The following is a 16,189-nucleotide window of genomic DNA, read 5'->3' as shown; positions in this document are numbered from 1 at the left end:
AATAACAGATGGGGCGCTTATGAATTCGCCCCTAGATGTGTTATTTTGTATCAATTATCTTTTGAATTAAATCTTCTCCAAAATCCTCACCGTACTCTTCGTATACAGACTGTACGGATTTCCTCCATGCATCTTTATCAGGGTCCTTCTCAATTTGTAACTCTCCAGTATCTTCAAGAAACTTGATCTCTTCCTTTTCCTTATCACGGATCAATTTTCTTTCATAATCTCCCGCTTCCTTGGCAGCCTCCAACAAATCTTCTTGAATATCGGCAGGAAGCTTATCGAATTTCTTCGGGTTCATTATGAGCAACATTGACGTATAAGTGTGGCCATCAAGGACCATATAATCCTGTACTTCATACATCTTAGAACTTTTAATTGCAAATACTGGTCCTTCTTGTCCATCCACTACACCATGTTGGGAAGCCATGTATAATTCAGAAAATGGCATCGGCACAGGATTTGCCCCCAAAGCTTCTGTCGTTGAAATCAATACTGGCCATTCTGGCGTTCTAATCTTTAATCCTTCAAGGTCTTCAGGAGATTCAATAGGTCTAGCACTATTCAAAAAGTGTCTGAACCCTGATTCCCAATAACTCATGACTTTAAAGCCACCCTTTTCTTCAGCCTCTTCCGCAAGTAATTGTCCAACTTCTCCTTGCAAAACCTTATCTACGTGCTCTGCGTCTCTAAAAAGAAACGGAAGATCGAATATAGAATATCGCGGATAATATTTTGTAACGCTACCTGAAGCAACTAGAGATATATCCACTGTCCCCATCTTAGTGCCCTCTGCCAGCTCACCCTCATCTCCTAGCTGACTATCATGGTATACTTCTATCTCCACTTGACTATCTGTCTTCTCTGCAACTAATTCTGCAAATTTCTCAGCACCAGCATGAAATTGGGAGCTAGTAGGTTGATTGTGTCCTAACTTAAGCGTAATAGTTTCTCCATCCCCAGCTGACGTGCTGCTTTCACTCGCACCGCACCCCGTTAGACTGATCGTAAGAATGACTGTTAACAAGAAAATTGAAATACCCTTAAACTTTCTCCCCATCTTTTTCCCTCCAGGTAAATAGAATTGTATAAAACAGCAATGGTCAATTACTGTAGCTACCAAATTTCAAAACCTTATCCCTTTGTTGATTTACTTTTATCTCGCAAGCATGTTAACGCTTACAAAAAATAGAATATTCTGCTTATGTCATAACCTTTACTTACTGAAACAATAAAAAATCCGTTAAACATTATATATAATATATATTGATTATATATAATGTTTAACGGCATGTCTAGAGATTATATATAAAATTGCATTCTATATATATTCCTCTATTATATTTGTTTGCTTTTATATGATTTCTTCTGTGTTCTTATTTCACCATCTTCATAATATGTTCTCTAAACGCTTCCTGGACTTCTTCTACATCACCTTTTTCCATTAATCTCACCAGATCTAAATGATATTTATATACTTCATCAGGACGGATTTGAACTTTAGGATTGAGCGCTGTAATATACCTCCTGATATGTCCAGTTAGCATATTCCATATTCTAGTGTAGACTTCTATTTTGGACCATTGAATAATGGTTCGGTGAAACTCCATATCTAAATCAGATTGCAATAAATATTCCGGCTTACCGAACTTCATTCGATCCACAATGTCATAAAGTTCTCCTATATCTCTTTTTCTCAACTTAGGTAAAATAATTTCTAATGCATTTGTTTCAATTTCTGCTCTCATTGAAAATATATGGTACATTTCCACCTTATTAATTTCAGTGACGAAAGCTCCTTTATACTTAACCGTGCGAATAAGCCCTTCTTCTTCTAATCCTCTTAAGGCCTCTCGAACAGGAACCTGGCTTATTCCAAACTTCTTTGCTACTTCTGTTTCCACTATTCGATCTCCAGGTTTTAAATTGTTTAAAATAATCTCATCTCTTAATTTTTGTTTAACTTTATCCTTTAAGGAAACTAACGACTGTTTACTTGATTTTTGTTCTTCCATTTTCCCCAACCCTTTTCGAATAGTATTATAAGCTTTTACATTGTAATGAATAAAAAAATGTTTATAAATAATGTTTCAAATTATATATAATATCATTATATATAATTTGAAACATCAATATAAGAGAATTTAAAAAAAGAGACCCGTTAAGGTCCCTATTGCTGGTTTTCAGTTTCATCATTTGATTTTTGCTCTGTATCGTCCATATCCCCTTCATCCATGTTACCATCTTCATCTTTATCGCCTTCTTCTGAACCATCCTTATTCATTGTATCATCGTCTTCCTGATCAATCGTTCCATCATCTTCGTTAACATTCTCTTCATCTTCTGGTGTATCTTCTTGCATCTCGGGATCTTCTACCGGCCCTTCTTCTTCATTTGCATTCGAACAAGCCGCAATACTCAGGGAAAGAAACATCGTCATCAGTAACAACATCCACTTTTTCATAGAAAAACCTCCAACGTTGTAATAGTCCTATTTTGACCATCGCTAGTGGATGTATGTATTTTCCTAACAACAAATTTAAAAAAAGCTATTTATTTACAAAAAAAGTCATATATTTTTGATATTTTTTACAAATTACAACACATTTCGTAGGTTTAATGGCCTATTATGATAGTAGGATTTTCATAAATATATGATGGATCGTACAAAGTATCCTCCAGAAAAGGGCAACCATTTTTGAAAAAAAGTGGGCGCAAAGTAAACAGATCTAAGGAAGCTTCTTCTGAGAAGGCTTCTATGATGGCTGAACTACCTGGAAAGAGTTTAAGGAGGAGTTACATGGGCGTACATACAGAAGAAAATCTTGACGAGGAATGGATTAAACTAATGAAAGAAGCAAAGGAATTGGGCATCAAAATTTCTGAAATCAAAGCGTTTCTCAAAAATGAAGGAATGTAACCTGAACGAAAGCGGCAGAACGGATGCCGCTTTCGTTCTATTTACGGAACAATAACATACTGGTATAATTACATACAATCAAAGAATTTTGTCGAAGCATCGGAGGGATACACGTGATAGGTGAAGAAGTAAAGAAGTATCGTTTACGCAAAGGGTTATCTCTTTCAGAATTAGCGGAACGCGCGAATGTGGCCAAGTCATATCTGAGTTCAATTGAACGAAATATACAATCAAATCCCTCTATCCAATTCCTAGATAAAATATCTAATGTTCTTGATGTTTCGGTAGAGGTACTACTTCAGGGAGATGATCCTATTCATCAGAGTGAGTTAGACTCGGAATGGAAAAAGATCGTTAAAGAAGCGATGGAGTCTGGTATAAGCAAGGACCAGTTCAGGGAGTTTCTGGAGTTTAATAAGTGGCGGGCCAAACAGGGGTCTGATCAATAAATTGTTTTTTTAAGAGCCGACATCTTCCAGTAGGCTCTTATCTATTTGGGTAACAGTATATATACCCAATAGCCGTGGATACACAATATGAAAGAATATATTGTTGAAGCCACGATTAATAAAATCCGTATTAAAACGGATTTTAAGTGATGAAATTTTAAAAGTAAGACGATCAGAAAAATAGACAAACCTATTTTATACATTTGGAAAACAAGTGGATCCATTTGAAATAGCGCTCGCATTAGTGGATTCACTTCTCCGATCCATCCATTTTGAATTCCCCAATATGTGATAAATCCATCAAGAGTGTTAATACATGCTAAATAAATAACAAAAAACTTCTCCTACGTTGTCCCTTTATTCATAATGAGATGAAATATTTTGGTTTTGTATAATCTCCCTAAGTTCATCGTACATTTTCTGTTCATCTCGGATTATTCCCTTGATGTCTTGTTCTTTATTTTCAAGTCCGTGGATTTTCTCTAGAATAAAAGATAAATCGCACTTCCCTTTATATTCGTCATTGATGTAGAGCTTGGCGACCAGTTTATCAACCGCAATGATTTTAATCCTTTTCCCTAAAATATAAGAGACAAAAGTCCCTTCCCCTAACTTGATCACCATCATTCCTCCTTACTTTTTTGAGGAATTGATTAGAAAATCCTTCACTTCCTCCTTAGATAATCCCATGCTTCTTGCAATTGAAATAAGGGTCACCCATTCCTGATCCAATTTTTCGTCAGTATACGTTTTCATTCCCCATCCCCCTTATATAATTCAGCAATAAACGACATTAATAAAGAACGTTTTGTTCTTTATTTAGAATGTACATCTAATATAGTCTTATTTTGGAAGATTAAAAAGACTGAAAATTCTTTGTATTGGACTGTTATTAGCATATAATCTTCTATATACTACCAAATACTCTCTCGTTCTTAAATTTTAATTATTTTGTTCAACGAGACTTTTAGAAGATCAATATAAAAACACGACATTTGTTCTGTTTACAGAACAAATTGTTCTTGATAAAATTAACACAATAAATAATGATAAAGTCGAGGTAAAGGGATGATAGGGGAAAAAATTAAACTTTATCGGAATCGTATGGGACTGTCTTTAACTGAACTCGCTAAACGGGCAGGGGTTGCCAAGTCTTATTTAAGTTCGATTGAACGAAATCAACAGGCTAATCCTTCTATTCAATTTCTTGAGAAAATAGCGGGAGAATTAAAGGTTCCTATGGAAGTGTTCATATTAGAAGAAGATCACGAAGAGCCGGCACTCGACACTGAATGGAAAGAATTAATCGAAGAAGCGATGCGCTCAGGTATTACAAAAAAAGATTTCGCTGACTATTTAGAGTTTAAAAAGTGGCAACTTCATCATGGTAATAATGAATAAATCAACTGCTTACAAACGAATTTTCTCTTGAAATCAGAAACTCCTGTCCACGAAGGACAGGAGAGAAAGTTCTTATTCAGCAGAGTTCTCAGAGTTTTCGTTAGGCGCTGGCTCTTCGGTGTTGCTTCCATTGTTCATAGAGTTATTGCCGTTCTCAGAATCATTTTCACCGCTGTTACACGCTGTGATTAACATAACAGCTACTAACGAAGTTGCAATTTTGAGCATGAATTTCTTGTTATTCATTTCCAAAATTCCTCCCTGAACTCGATAAGTTTTACCGCTATGAAGCGGTTGAGTAAATCATAGCAGGTAAAAAAGGGGATTTGTCGGAATTTACATAGTCTCTATGATCGTTTAACATTACATCAACATTTGAGTCATAATCAAGTCTCTTCTAAAATGAACTTCACACTCCAAAAAAAATCCCTATTTCCGTGTAAATTACGGAAATAGGGATTTGCTTGTCCTACTTCAATGCAAACATAATCTCGGCTTCTGCTGCAACTTCGCCATCCACTGTTGCTGTTGCTTTACCTTTGCCGATCGGTCCTTTGATACGAATGATTTCAACTTCGAGACGAAGCTGATCTCCCGGCTTAACCTGTTTTTTAAAGCGACATTTGTCAATACCAGTAAAGAAGGCTAGCTTGCCTTGATTATCTTCCTTCTTCAGCATCGCGACAGCACCTACCTGAGCAAGCGCTTCTACGATTAACACACCTGGCATAACTGGGTAGTCTGGAAAATGTCCATTAAAGAACTCTTCATTCGCCGTAACGTTCTTTATACCAACTGCTCTTACTTCTTCTTCTACTTCAAGAATTCGATCAACGAGCAGAAAAGGGTAACGATGCGGGATAATCTTCTTAATGTCCTGACTATCTAACATAATTCATTCTCCTAACTGTTACTCTTCTTTTTTGACGATATCACTAATCTTTACCCATGTACTCTTCTTAAAGACGTCTGCAGGGCTTCCGTCTCCAATGACACCGTAACCGATCATCGCACCTGCTACAAGTGAAGCGACGAGCAATAGGGCAACGAGAAGAAGGCGTAGCCAGATTGGAATTAACCGAATCCTTGGCTTACGCTCTTTCGTTTCTTTATTCTTATTCGTTTTTATGGCCTCTTCATTAGGAAGTTCCTTATGCTCTGAGGTCTGGTTCACCTTTTCATGGTTGTTCGCCATTATGATTACACCCTTACGAATAGTTTCCGTTCTAATTTAGACTAATTTTTTCTTTGCAATTTTGTCAATATGCTCAAGCATGAGGCCTGTCCCTTTTGCAACGCAGCTCATTGGCTCTTCGGCAATGAGTACAGGTACCATTAGCTCTTCAGCGAATAGCTGATCAATACCGTGAAGCAAAGCACCCCCGCCTGTCATGATGACACCACGGTCAATAATATCTGCTGAAAGTTCTGGAGGAGTTCTTTCAAGTACGCTCTTCGCGGCCATTACCATATGTGTAATTGGCTCCTGAAGGGCCTGCTGAATTTCATCAGATTTCACTGTGATCGTGCGAGGAAGTCCTGAAACCATATCTCGTCCACGAATATCAAGTTCTTCTTTCCGGCCGCCTGGAAATACCGTTGCTACGTTAATCTTAATTTGTTCTGCTGTCCGCTCCCCTATGAGAAGCTTATACGTTTTCTTGATGTAATCCAGGATTTCGTAATCGAACTTGTCCCCTGCCATTTTAATGGAAGAGGCGGTGACAATATCGCCCATTGAAAGAACTGCGATATCCGTCGTTCCACCGCCAATGTCCACAACCATATTACCGCTTGGCTGAAATATATCCATGCCAGCGCCAATCGCTGCTACTTTTGGTTCTTCTTCAAGGAAAATTTGTTTTCCACCGCTTTTTTCAGCAGCTTCTTTAATCGCTTTCTTTTCAACAGACGTAATGTTTGTTGGCGTACAAATTAGAATACGCGGCTTAGATAGAAAGCTTTTTACATTAATTTTGTTCAAGAAATGTCTCAGCATCACTTCTGTAATATCGAAGTCTGCAATAACGCCATCTTTCAATGGACGTGTTGCAACGATGTTTCCAGGAGTCCGGCCAACCATTTGTCTTGCTTCTTCACCTACAGCAAGTGCTCTTCCAGTACCAGTGTCTAATGCCACGACAGAAGGTTCATCCAACACTATGCCTCTGCCTTTCACATAAATCAGTACGTTCGCGGTACCTAAATCAATCCCAATATCACGTGAAAACATGACTTATCCTCCCTGTATTCTTTCACTCATCTATTGTCTCAGTCCTAGTATGTTTAAACTACTTATCCATTAGTATATTGTACCACAAATAAAGAACCAGGAAGAAAGTATTTAGAAAAAAATGTCGTTTTTAGGCGTATTATTTGACAGCTTCTTCTTTTTCCGTATCCTTTCTATATTTTATTCTCGTCGCTTCGCCGCCGCGGAGATGGCGTATCGATTTATGATACTCGAGAATCCCCTTCACCTCATTGGCGAGGTCCGGATTAATTTCGGGAAGCCGTTCTGTTAAATCCTTATGAACGGTACTTTTGGACACTCCAAACTCTTTGGCGATCACCCTCACCGTTTTCTTAGTCTCCACGATGTAATTTCCAATCTTGATGGTTCGCTCTTTGATGTAATCGTGCACACCACTCGCCTCCCTAAATTGGATGTGAGAGATGCGAAATGAGACTGATAAAGTGATCATGCTACGAAGCTCTAGTCATCAGGTCGACCTACATGATGTCAGGAGTATTGCATGCAAGAATACTTCGAAGCCTTACCACAACTTCTCACCTCTGCCCCTCATTTACTAAGTTTTGTAACATTTTATTAAGGCAAAGGTGGTTATATACCAAAAAGTCAAGAGGGACAAGGGGTTTTATTTAAATTTTCTTATAATGACCGATTTTTGCCTTTTTGGTATGCTAAATCATTTCCTAAAAGAACCTCTTCTATAGTATTTCTTTTCGCATCTTTTCATGCAATTATTTACTAATTGATTTCTTTAATCCCCAGGATTTCAATCAATTTCAATTCTTTTTATGCTATAAAACTGGAATTAGCATGCTATTTCCCGGGAAAGGTCGAACCGTGTCATGTTGAATCGAAAACAAATAAAAAACCCCCGATTGCTCGGGGATTTCTGTTACTCTGAATCCTTTGTATCTGATTTTTGATCATCCGATTTCTGCTCATTGTTATTTTGCTCGTCGGATTTATCCTCGTCAGCACTCTTTGCATCATCTTCGGCGTCTTTCTCAGCATCCATTTCGGATTCTGTACTGTTGTCTTTGTTCTCAACATCAGTACCTTCTGAGGCTGATGGGTTGGAAACTTCATTGCCGGCTTTTTCTGGACCTTCAATTGCTGAAGAAGGTTGATTAAAAACATCAAGTGGGTTAACTGGAGTGCCATCTTTACGAACTTCAAAGTGTACGTGTACACCAGCGTCTGTATCAAATGTGTTTGTTCCAGCCTTACCAAGCTTATCGCCTTGCTTCACTTTATCGCCTTCTGCCACTTCAACTGCTTCAAGCGATTCATAGACAGTAACAACCCCATCTGCATGTTCTAAATGAACTACATTTCCTAGCAGCTGGTCGTCTGATACTTTAACAACCTTACCACTCATTGCAGCTTTAACTTCAAAGCTTGCTCCATCTTCACTAGCGTAGTCAATTCCTGCATTTTGGTAGTAGGTATTATTATAGAAAACAAGGGCTGCTTGTTGTTCTTGCGTGCTAGCTGATGTGTCATAGAATTGTTTCTGCACAAATACACCACTATCTTCGGATGCAGGTACTTTAAAGACTTCTGAATCACCAAGGACTGGAACGGACTCGTCATTAGTGTCAAAGGCACTTCTTTCTTCATCAATTCCGCTTAAATCTTTCGGGCCAGCATTTTCTTGCCCACCTTGCATCCATAGAACGGCTGCAAGAACAATTGCTGCAAAACCAAGATAGACTGCCGGATAGATCCAGCGTTTTCTTGCTAGCTTCTGCCATTTAGAAGCGCTTTTTTCAACAGGATGAGATCGTTGTTTTTCGTCTCCCATTTGTTCATCACCTCAGCAACATTGTGGTCAGGTTGCGAGATTTATATACATGTTCCTAAAAAAATGTCTATTTATTTTTTGATAAGGGGGTTGTTTTTATTCATGATTTCGATTTTCCCAGTATTTACTTATGATTTTAGGCGTATTTTTCTATATATGCCATTATTTATTGTTTTATATTTTGTTATCTGTTTGTAAGAATGATTCCTTGGATATGAGGGTATATAATCTTTAACTACACTTTTGGCACTAAAATCCGTTTTGATTAATTCAAGACGAGAATGAAGGGGATTAATCTATTATGAATTACGTCATTACATCAACACTGCCCGAGCAATTTGGAGGCAGAACAAAGTCCCTCCTCGATCGTACTAAGAAATTAGTAGAACAGGCTGACCTGAACTATACCATTATTACAACAAATTACAATCCTTACTATGGGGACATATATGAGCAATATTATCGGGAAAACAAAGTTCCACGTTCGGTGAAGATGATGAACATCTACGACTATCTTGCCGATCGTTCTTATTCTGGTGATAGAGTCGAACAACCACTTGAGGAAGAAGGACTTACGTATCGTGAAATTAAAAAGAATAAAACCTATCGCTATTTTGAAAACGGCGAATACGTTCTTTATAAGAGTTACGATTCAGAAGATGGATCACTGAAATTCATTGATTTTATGGATCCTTATAATCACAAACGTGCGTGTCGAAAGGAATTTAATAAACGAGGAAAATGCCATCGGAAGATCAATTACAAACAAGGGACGACAAATAAGCTTGAAGAGATCTATTATGATGATCGCGGACATGCCTATGTTAACCAAACATACGATGGGACGAGTGACAACAAGATCATTCGTATCCATCATTTCACTGAAAAAGGCATTCTTGAGTTTAAAACAGAAAAAGATTTCTTCCGCTATTGCCTGGAGCAGATGATTGAGGATTCTTCTACCATTATTAATGACGCTCGTCTACTTGATAAACCTATGTGTGAGCTGAAAGGTAACGATCTTACGAAAATCGCGATTCTTCATAATACACACTTACAAAGTGAAGATATCAATGATATCAAATCATCTTATCAATATATTATCGACCATGCAGATGAAGTTGATCATATCGTCGCGTTAACCCAAGAGCAAAAAAAGGATCTCTCTCATTTAATTTTTAACAATGAAAAGATTAGCATTATCCCGCATTCTATCGCACCATCAACCTTAAATCTGAAAGGAGAGCGTGAAAATAAATTTGTTTTCATCGGTCGCTTAACTGATGTGAAGCAACCTGACCATTTAATCGAAGCCTTCCAATTGACTAGAGAACAGCTGTCTACTTTCACTCTTGATATATATGGTGAAGGCCCGATGAAAGAAAAGCTCGAAGAAAAAATCAAAGAATATCAGCTTGAAAAGCACATTTTCTTAAAAGGGCTAACAGATGACCCAGAAAGCGTATTTGCTACTGCAAAAGCATCTTTCCTGCCAAGTCAGTACGAAGGGTTTGGACTCGTTATCATGGAAAGCCTAAACAATGGTTGCCCAGTTGTAGCTTATGATATTAAATACGGACCAAGAGATTTAATAAAAGACCAGGAAAACGGACTTATGGTTGAAAAAAATAATATTGAGGCTTTGTCTGAAGCAATGGTACAAGTTAAGGATAAATTATTTGGCAAGATCGAAGTAGATAAGGAGTACCGTGAGCCAGCTTTCGTAAAAAATTGGACAACACTTATCGGAAAACAAGAGAAAAAATTTAAGTTACCCTTCTTCAAATAATAGCTATTCACAAAACTTACCCAAAGATAAAAGGCCGCATTTGATGCGGCCTTTTATCTTTGGGCTGTAAAATTCGTCACGTATTTTTCCATTTCACTAATGGCAACACCTTGATAATAATATTTAACGATATCAGAGTAAGCACTGCCGTCCTCAGCCATTCCATTAGCTCCATATTGACTCATGCCTACGCCGTGCCCAAATCCTTTCGTGGAAACAGTAATCGTATCGCCGCTCCGGTCCCATGTGAAGTCAGAAGAACGAAGGCCAAGAAGGTCCCTGACTTCTCTTCCTGTAAACTGCTTCCCATTTATTGAAACTTCCGCAACTCTTTTACCTTCCGTCAGGTTTTTGATCGTTCCAATCGATTGGTCATTAGTGAGCGTGACTCCTAACTTCTTTTCGAAGTCGGCTACTGTAAACGTCGCTTTATCTTCATACTTTGGAGAATCAACGTCCCAAGGACTTTCGACACTTCTTAAGTACGGAGCTTTATTTTCCCAATAATCTTCCGAATTCTCGGTATAGCCGTTGCTTGTTGAGAAAAAGGAAGCATAAATCGGATTCCCATCATACGTTAAAATTTGCCCTGCCGTGGCTTGAACTGCTTCTTCTATTCTTGCATATTTCTCTTTAAAGTCTTTGCCCCATGCTTTCTTAAGCTCGGCTTCATCTCTATATACCTGATCCTGAACCGTATCCGTTACAACCGCTTGATCGGGAAGGTCCGCAGGAGGGTTTGTGAGCTTTGTTACGACAAATGTTCTCGCTGTGAGAGCTTGAGCCTTTAAAGCTTCCATATTGAAATCTGTAGGCATCTCAGCAGCAACAACGCCTTTTACATAATCTTCGATCGGTATGCTCGTCGTCACAGTCTTTGCTGAACGATAGACCGGGACTTCCACTTCCACCACTTCTGCCACCTTCTTCTCAGCCATCTGATTTCCTTCACTTACTGGTTGCTTCATCTCCGTTGTTCCAAAAGGTAAAACCAAGATAGATGGAAGAAGGATTAGAATCGCTGCAAATAGAATAAGTGAACCTACCATTCGCTTCATCCGCATGCCTCCTTCTCGATTGTTTACCCCTATCATCGTATGGAGTTGGACAACCATTTAGAACAGAAATGCTAGCAGCCAAAACGTTTTTTACCAATAATCTGTCAGTCATTAAATATAGTATTTATTTTGGTTGCATACAAAAAAGGAGGCCAGTGGCCTCCTTTTTTTCTTTATTATTAGATTATGCAAATTTTGGTTTCATGTTAACTGATTGCTCTTCAGTTGATTCTGTTGCAGGCTTTGCATCTTCATCAACTGTTACGCGTTCAACGTCAGCTCCAAGACTTGCAAGCTTTCCGGAGAAGTTCACGTAACCGCGATCCAAGTGCTTAAGCTCATCAACGCGAGTGTAGCCATCAGCTACAAGGCCAGCAAGAATCAAAGCAGCTCCAGCGCGCAAATCAGTAGCGGATACTTCTGCACCTTGAAGTGTAGAAGGCCCTTCGATAATAGCAGCGCGTCCTTCAATCTTAATGTTACCATTCATGCGGCGGAATTCTTCCACGTGCATGAACCGATTTTCAAATACTGTTTCAGTAATCACACTTGTACCCTTCGCTTGAAGTAGCAACGCCATCATCTGGGATTGCATATCCGTCGGGAATCCAGGGTGAGGCATTGTTTTCAAATCAACAGGCTTGAGCGTTTCAGGTCCAACAATACGAAGTCCCTGACCTTCTTCTGTAATTTCTACGCCCATTTCTTCCATTTTCGCAATAAGTGGACGAAGATGTTCAGATACAGCATTCTCGATCAGAACGTTACCACCAGTAATTGCAGCAGCTACCATGAATGTTCCTGCTTCAATACGGTCTGGGATTACAGCATGCTCTGCTCCAACTAGTTTCTCTACGCCTTCAATGCGTATTGTAGCAGTACCTGCACCGCGAACTTTCGCACCCATAGCGTTCAAATAATTTGCAAGACAAACGATCTCAGGCTCTTGAGCAACGTTTTCCATTACTGTCGTACCTTCAGCAAGTACAGCAGCCATCATAATGTTCTCAGTGGCGCCTACACTTGGGAAATCAAGATAAATCTTTGCTCCTTGAAGTCTACCTTTGATGCCTGCTTCAATAAAGCCGTTACCAATCGTAACTTCTGCACCCATCGCTTCAAACCCTTTAAGGTGTTGATCAATTGGTCTTGAACCAATTGCGCAACCTCCAGGTAGTGCAATACGAGCATGACCCACACGGGCCAAAAGTGGTCCCATTACAAGAAACGAAGCTCGCATTTTACGAACTGCTTCAAATGGTGCCTCTGTTTCCAAAGGTTTTGTTGCGTCTACTTTAATCGTGTTGCCTTCTATTTGCGTCTCAACATTAAGATAGCTTAATACTTCACTTATCGTGTGTACATCTGAAAGGGCAGGCACATCTTTTAACGTGCTCGTGCCTTCTCCTGCTAAAATAGATGCTGTGATGACGGGCAAGACTGCATTTTTAGCTCCTTCAACTTTCACAGAGCCAGACAATCTCCTGCCACCTCGGACGATGATTTTTTCCAACGTATTCCCCTCCGCGTCCTATTTGTATATTAATATTCAGTCGTAATTATTGGTGTGCCAATTGTTGCGGTTATTCCGCCGCCTATTCCTGTATTGCGTAATGCTATTTGTATGTTCATTCTCTTGTTGTTCGTTACAAGATCTTCTTCCCACTCTTCATGGTATGCGGAAAGAGATACAAACGTCTCTTCATTGATTTCTTCTACTTTTGAAGCGGAAAAAGCTCCTAACAGCTTGTCTGCTTCATTGTACAAAACAATGTTCATTGTATCATTTTTCTCGCCTACAAAACAAGTGAAAACTGGTGTTTCTTGCGGGTATAATTGTGTCTTTTGTGCCTTAAAACGTTCGTACGTTGTTCGCCATTCCTCCTGAGAAAATCCTGTTATTTCCATTTTGTAAATAAGATAAGAGCTAATGCGATTGTTTTCTGGATATGACACGAGTGTCAGTGTTTCTTTCGTACCTAGCTTAGAATCAATTCTTGTCCCACTTACTTTTACATTTCCATCATTTTTTACCAGATCACCCCACGAAAAACCGGGTGCTCTTTCTGTAAGCTTAGACGTAATACCTTTGTACCCTAACGATTCCTGGATGAAACTCACTTTTTCTCGTGTGTAAAGAGACCAGCCCTCAATTGAATAATTGTGGGTTAATAAAACATTCGCCATTTCGGTTACTTTTACTTCCGTGTCATCTTCAATTGAGACTGATGTACCATTTGAAAAACTCGCTAAAAGTAAAATAGATAATACTCCGATTAGAAGCTTCATCTTAACCCTCTCCCCGTTCAGGTCTTCTTATCTTTCAGTGTGACCATGAGGAGGGAGTGCATACATGGAAGTTGTAGTCAGTTCCCGACAAATTCCGTACGAAGCTTCTGTATGTTAACGCTGGTGTGTTTGTCTAGCTACAACCCCCAGTCCCTCGATCGCTTCACCATTTAGATTGAACACAAAGACCGTGTTCATTCTAAATGGCTCCAGCGCTTGTCGGGTTTAAACGGGCGTTTTCGCTTTTCATTTTTCAAAAGAAATATTGTAGACGGAGTGACCAGTTGTAGTAATCTAGGAAGAAACTGCTTGCGAGGGAGCCGATGCTTAGGGTTAGTAAGATCATGAGGACTTTCGCCTGTGGACTGTTCGGTTTTTTAAAGAATACATCGAACCGAACGGTTTGTAGCGCCCACCAGGTGATCATAATGAAAACCAGGTTAATGACAATCGTTAAAATCGATTGTTGCGCCAGTGCTTCTGTCATCTTCTCTACCCCCTATCTGCAAGTGCACCATTCGACAAACGTACATTTTTCCATCTAAGAGCCTATTATAAAAGATTTCCACCCAAATGAATACCCTACTTTCCCACTATAAAAGGGATTATTTCAATTCAAAATAAGTCATTTTCGTCATAATCTGGTAGGAATGCACTCATTCATGAAAAAAACAGCAGAATGATCTGCTGTTCTAAGGATTAAAAACCTCTAGAAATTGAAAATGATCATGTATAAAGGATAACGCAATGGAAGGGAAAACCCCAAGTAAAACGGTTCCAGCTGCCGTTATGGCTAGCACGGTGACGATGCCATTTGATGCCAAAACCGGCCTTTTTGTTTGGGAAGGTCGAAAGTACATTTGAATAAACAGCCCAAAATAATAAACATAGGAAAGCACTGTGCCCGCTAGCATAGCCACCACTAAAAAATATCGCTTCGGTTCGGTTCCAAGGGCACTCATGAAAATCTCGAACTTACCGATGAAACCAGCTGTGAGCGGGATACCAGCGAGAGATAGAAGATAGATCGTCATAGCAATGGTTACATACGGCGCTCGCTGAAATAGTCCTGCAAACGAAGCCACCGTGACCTCCTCATCATTTTCCGTCAAGGCATGGATGACTGCGAAAGCCCCCAGATTCATCAACAGATAAGCGGCGAGATAAAACCACACAGCATCAAAGACTAACTCAGAAAGAGCGGCTAACGGTACGAGAAGATACCCTGCGTGCGCAATGCTGGAATAAGCCAAAAGTCGTTTTGCATTCAGCTGTCTTAGTGCCATCACATTTCCTATAAGAATCGTTAGAATAGCTAATAGAACAAGATAAGGTCGAACCGATACAAGTAGCGTTTCATAGCTGATTCCCTCTGGTGTAATCACTTTTCCCGTACCAGGTGCAAAGACAAACGGTACCATTAGCAGTCTAAGTGTGATTGCAAATCCAGCTATTTTAGAAACAACACTAAGATAAGCTGTAATCGGTGTTTCGGCTCCCTGGTATACATCTGGTGCCCACATATGAAACGGAGCAGCCGTAATTTTAAAGGCTAGACCAACGAATATCATGAGAAAAGCAAAAACGGCAAGATAACGATTTTCCGTCACGACTTCGCTTCCCATTAGCGCTTGAATTTCATATATATTTGTTTCTCCAGTAAGTCCAAATAAATAGCTCATCCCAAACAGCGTGATCGCAGTCGCTATACCGCCATTAACGACATATTTAAACGCCGCTTCATTTGCGAGCTTATCTTTCTTTCGAATTCCCACTAGAACATATGAAGATAGGCTTAATAATTCTAGACCTACAAAAAGTGTAATCAGATCTGCACTCGAAGCCATCATCATACCACCTAGTAAACCCGTTAGAAGAAGGTAGTGGTACTCACCTTTCACTTCGCTTAGATCATTCGTTTTCAAGCCTAGAAGCATAACGAAACCAGTCCCAATTAGCATAAGAAGCTTAAACGCTTTCGCAAAAGAATCCAGTCGATAAGTTTGATTTAGAATCGTGACAACTCCATTATCAAACTGAAAAATAAGAAAGACAATGGCTAGTGCGATGCCGACGATTGCGAGCCAAACGAGAATAGACCTATCTCGCTTTTTATCCATAAAAAGATCGATCAACGAGAGTGCAACTGCTGTTACTAGTATAGTGAATTCTGGCATCATACTGCTCCATTGGTACGCTAGCAACGTATCGATATCCATTCG

At 39.3% G+C, this 16,189-nt stretch carries 21 protein-coding genes and 1 riboswitch; of the genes, 4 read left to right on the top strand and 17 right to left on the bottom strand.

Going from position 1 to position 16,189, the window contains the following annotated elements:
• Nucleotides 1-40 precede the first annotated feature (40 nt).
• The 3 genes from IQ283_RS01610 to IQ283_RS01600 all read right to left on the bottom strand — a co-directional run bounded on the left by IQ283_RS01610 (nt 41) and on the right by IQ283_RS01600 (nt 2,467).
• A complete protein-coding gene (locus IQ283_RS01610) occupies nt 41-1,063 on the bottom strand; it encodes a TRAP transporter substrate-binding protein (protein ID WP_194218420.1) in 1,023 nt (340 codons plus the stop codon).
• A gap of 316 nt (nt 1,064-1,379) precedes the next feature.
• The gene (locus IQ283_RS01605; RefSeq protein ID WP_194218419.1) at nt 1,380-2,018 is read right to left on the bottom strand and encodes a GntR family transcriptional regulator; all 639 of its coding nucleotides are present in this window, start codon (nt 2,016-2,018) and stop codon (nt 1,380-1,382) included.
• A gap of 155 nt (nt 2,019-2,173) precedes the next feature.
• The gene (locus tag IQ283_RS01600; RefSeq protein ID WP_194218418.1) at nt 2,174-2,467 is read right to left on the bottom strand and encodes a DNA primase; all 294 of its coding nucleotides are present in this window, start codon (nt 2,465-2,467) and stop codon (nt 2,174-2,176) included.
• A gap of 213 nt (nt 2,468-2,680) precedes the next feature.
• Nucleotides 2,681-2,781: riboswitch (cyclic di-GMP riboswitch) on the top strand.
• A gap of 22 nt (nt 2,782-2,803) precedes the next feature.
• On the opposite strand from IQ283_RS01600, the gene IQ283_RS01595 reads away from it, so the two are divergent.
• The gene (locus IQ283_RS01595; RefSeq protein ID WP_194218417.1) at nt 2,804-2,923 is read left to right on the top strand and encodes an anti-repressor SinI family protein; all 120 of its coding nucleotides are present in this window, start codon (nt 2,804-2,806) and stop codon (nt 2,921-2,923) included.
• Between the two features lie 113 nt (nt 2,924-3,036).
• Nucleotides 3,037-3,372: a helix-turn-helix domain-containing protein gene (locus tag IQ283_RS01590; protein WP_194218416.1), complete on the top strand. Its 336-nt coding sequence runs from the start codon at nt 3,037-3,039 to the stop codon at nt 3,370-3,372.
• Between the two features lie 41 nt (nt 3,373-3,413).
• Here the strand turns inward: IQ283_RS01590 and IQ283_RS24360 are convergent, their stop codons facing one another.
• The 3 genes from IQ283_RS24360 to IQ283_RS01580 are packed head-to-tail and all read right to left on the bottom strand — an operon-like array spanning nt 3,414 to nt 4,128.
• Nucleotides 3,414-3,686, bottom strand: a complete 273-nt coding sequence (locus tag IQ283_RS24360; RefSeq protein ID WP_408962573.1) for a DUF5658 family protein — start codon at nt 3,684-3,686, stop codon at nt 3,414-3,416.
• A 43-nt stretch (nt 3,687-3,729) separates the two neighbouring features.
• On the bottom strand, nt 3,730-3,993 hold the full coding sequence (locus tag IQ283_RS01585) for a hypothetical protein (RefSeq protein ID WP_194218415.1): 264 nt from the start codon (nt 3,991-3,993) through the stop codon (nt 3,730-3,732).
• Between the two features lie 12 nt (nt 3,994-4,005).
• Complete coding sequence (locus IQ283_RS01580; RefSeq protein ID WP_194218414.1) at nt 4,006-4,128, bottom strand: anti-repressor SinI family protein; 123 nt, start codon at nt 4,126-4,128, stop codon at nt 4,006-4,008.
• Between the two features lie 312 nt (nt 4,129-4,440).
• On the opposite strand from IQ283_RS01580, the gene IQ283_RS01575 reads away from it, so the two are divergent.
• Nucleotides 4,441-4,773: a helix-turn-helix domain-containing protein gene (locus IQ283_RS01575; RefSeq protein WP_194218413.1), complete on the top strand. Its 333-nt coding sequence runs from the start codon at nt 4,441-4,443 to the stop codon at nt 4,771-4,773.
• A gap of 72 nt (nt 4,774-4,845) precedes the next feature.
• On the opposite strand, the gene IQ283_RS01570 is transcribed toward IQ283_RS01575, so the two are convergent.
• The 6 genes from IQ283_RS01570 to IQ283_RS01545 all read right to left on the bottom strand — a co-directional run bounded on the left by IQ283_RS01570 (nt 4,846) and on the right by IQ283_RS01545 (nt 8,831).
• Complete coding sequence (locus tag IQ283_RS01570; RefSeq protein ID WP_194218412.1) at nt 4,846-5,019, bottom strand: hypothetical protein; 174 nt, start codon at nt 5,017-5,019, stop codon at nt 4,846-4,848.
• Nucleotides 5,020-5,242: 223 nt separating this feature from the next.
• Nucleotides 5,243-5,665, bottom strand: coding sequence for a 3-hydroxyacyl-ACP dehydratase FabZ (gene fabZ, locus IQ283_RS01565; protein ID WP_194218411.1), 423 nt, complete (start codon nt 5,663-5,665; stop codon nt 5,243-5,245).
• An 18-nt stretch (nt 5,666-5,683) separates the two neighbouring features.
• A complete protein-coding gene (locus IQ283_RS01560) occupies nt 5,684-5,968 on the bottom strand; it encodes a DNA-directed RNA polymerase subunit beta (protein ID WP_194218410.1) in 285 nt (94 codons plus the stop codon).
• A gap of 36 nt (nt 5,969-6,004) precedes the next feature.
• Nucleotides 6,005-7,006, bottom strand: coding sequence for a rod shape-determining protein (locus tag IQ283_RS01555; RefSeq protein WP_194218409.1), 1,002 nt, complete (start codon nt 7,004-7,006; stop codon nt 6,005-6,007).
• Nucleotides 7,007-7,145: 139 nt separating this feature from the next.
• Nucleotides 7,146-7,418, bottom strand: coding sequence for a sporulation transcriptional regulator SpoIIID (gene spoIIID, locus IQ283_RS01550; RefSeq protein WP_048311390.1), 273 nt, complete (start codon nt 7,416-7,418; stop codon nt 7,146-7,148).
• A gap of 501 nt (nt 7,419-7,919) precedes the next feature.
• Nucleotides 7,920-8,831: a M23 family metallopeptidase gene (locus IQ283_RS01545; RefSeq protein WP_194218408.1), complete on the bottom strand. Its 912-nt coding sequence runs from the start codon at nt 8,829-8,831 to the stop codon at nt 7,920-7,922.
• A 301-nt stretch (nt 8,832-9,132) separates the two neighbouring features.
• Between IQ283_RS01545 and IQ283_RS01540 the strand changes: the two genes are divergently transcribed.
• Nucleotides 9,133-10,620 carry a glycosyltransferase gene (locus IQ283_RS01540; RefSeq protein WP_194218407.1) on the top strand — a complete coding sequence of 496 codons (1,488 nt, stop codon included), beginning with the start codon at nt 9,133-9,135 and terminating at the stop codon, nt 10,618-10,620.
• A 53-nt stretch (nt 10,621-10,673) separates the two neighbouring features.
• On the opposite strand, the gene spoIID is transcribed toward IQ283_RS01540, so the two are convergent.
• From spoIID to nuoN, 5 genes are all read right to left on the bottom strand, one after another.
• On the bottom strand, nt 10,674-11,678 hold the full coding sequence (gene spoIID / locus IQ283_RS01535; protein WP_408962556.1) for a stage II sporulation protein D: 1,005 nt from the start codon (nt 11,676-11,678) through the stop codon (nt 10,674-10,676).
• Nucleotides 11,679-11,862: 184 nt separating this feature from the next.
• The gene (gene murA, locus IQ283_RS01530) at nt 11,863-13,191 is read right to left on the bottom strand and encodes a UDP-N-acetylglucosamine 1-carboxyvinyltransferase (protein WP_194218405.1); all 1,329 of its coding nucleotides are present in this window, start codon (nt 13,189-13,191) and stop codon (nt 11,863-11,865) included.
• Between the two features lie 29 nt (nt 13,192-13,220).
• On the bottom strand, nt 13,221-13,967 hold the full coding sequence (locus tag IQ283_RS01525) for a YwmB family TATA-box binding protein (protein ID WP_194218404.1): 747 nt from the start codon (nt 13,965-13,967) through the stop codon (nt 13,221-13,223).
• A gap of 253 nt (nt 13,968-14,220) precedes the next feature.
• Complete coding sequence (locus tag IQ283_RS01520; protein WP_098445370.1) at nt 14,221-14,454, bottom strand: DUF1146 family protein; 234 nt, start codon at nt 14,452-14,454, stop codon at nt 14,221-14,223.
• Nucleotides 14,455-14,659: 205 nt separating this feature from the next.
• Nucleotides 14,660-16,186 carry an NADH-quinone oxidoreductase subunit NuoN gene (gene nuoN / locus IQ283_RS01515; protein WP_194218403.1) on the bottom strand — a complete coding sequence of 509 codons (1,527 nt, stop codon included), beginning with the start codon at nt 16,184-16,186 and terminating at the stop codon, nt 14,660-14,662.
• Nucleotides 16,187-16,189: the final 3 nt, after the last annotated feature.

The sequence above is a fragment of the Pseudalkalibacillus hwajinpoensis genome (assembly GCF_015234585.1).
GTDB lineage: Bacteria > Bacillota > Bacilli > Bacillales > Guptibacillaceae > Guptibacillus > Guptibacillus hwajinpoensis_B.
The sequence above is the reverse complement of the archived record's forward strand: the minus strand, read 5'-3'. Positions and strand labels throughout refer to the sequence as shown.

Bases quoted from the DNA above. Each gene is read 5' to 3' on its own strand.
- IQ283_RS01540 (WP_194218407.1), top strand. From the start codon at position 9,133: ATGAATTACGTCATTACATCAACACTGCCCGAGCAATTTGGAGGCAGA.
- IQ283_RS01605 (WP_194218419.1), bottom strand. From the start codon at position 2,018: ATGGAAGAACAAAAATCAAGTAAACAGTCGTTAGTTTCCTTAAAGGAT.
- IQ283_RS01570 (WP_194218412.1), bottom strand. From the start codon at position 5,019: ATGAATAACAAGAAATTCATGCTCAAAATTGCAACTTCGTTAGTAGCT.
- fabZ (WP_194218411.1), bottom strand. From the start codon at position 5,665: ATGTTAGATAGTCAGGACATTAAGAAGATTATCCCGCATCGTTACCCT.
- IQ283_RS01575 (WP_194218413.1), top strand. From the start codon at position 4,441: ATGATAGGGGAAAAAATTAAACTTTATCGGAATCGTATGGGACTGTCT.
- IQ283_RS01545 (WP_194218408.1), bottom strand. From the start codon at position 8,831: ATGGGAGACGAAAAACAACGATCTCATCCTGTTGAAAAAAGCGCTTCT.
- nuoN (WP_194218403.1), bottom strand. From the start codon at position 16,186: ATGGATATCGATACGTTGCTAGCGTACCAATGGAGCAGTATGATGCCA.
- IQ283_RS01600 (WP_194218418.1), bottom strand. From the start codon at position 2,467: ATGAAAAAGTGGATGTTGTTACTGATGACGATGTTTCTTTCCCTGAGT.
- IQ283_RS01580 (WP_194218414.1), bottom strand. From the start codon at position 4,128: ATGAAAACGTATACTGACGAAAAATTGGATCAGGAATGGGTGACCCTT.
- spoIID (WP_408962556.1), bottom strand. From the start codon at position 11,678: ATGAAGCGAATGGTAGGTTCACTTATTCTATTTGCAGCGATTCTAATC.
- IQ283_RS01555 (WP_194218409.1), bottom strand. From the start codon at position 7,006: ATGTTTTCACGTGATATTGGGATTGATTTAGGTACCGCGAACGTACTG.
- IQ283_RS01520 (WP_098445370.1), bottom strand. From the start codon at position 14,454: ATGACAGAAGCACTGGCGCAACAATCGATTTTAACGATTGTCATTAAC.
- IQ283_RS01525 (WP_194218404.1), bottom strand. From the start codon at position 13,967: ATGAAGCTTCTAATCGGAGTATTATCTATTTTACTTTTAGCGAGTTTT.
- IQ283_RS01595 (WP_194218417.1), top strand. From the start codon at position 2,804: ATGGGCGTACATACAGAAGAAAATCTTGACGAGGAATGGATTAAACTA.
- IQ283_RS01560 (WP_194218410.1), bottom strand. From the start codon at position 5,968: ATGGCGAACAACCATGAAAAGGTGAACCAGACCTCAGAGCATAAGGAA.
- IQ283_RS01610 (WP_194218420.1), bottom strand. From the start codon at position 1,063: ATGGGGAGAAAGTTTAAGGGTATTTCAATTTTCTTGTTAACAGTCATT.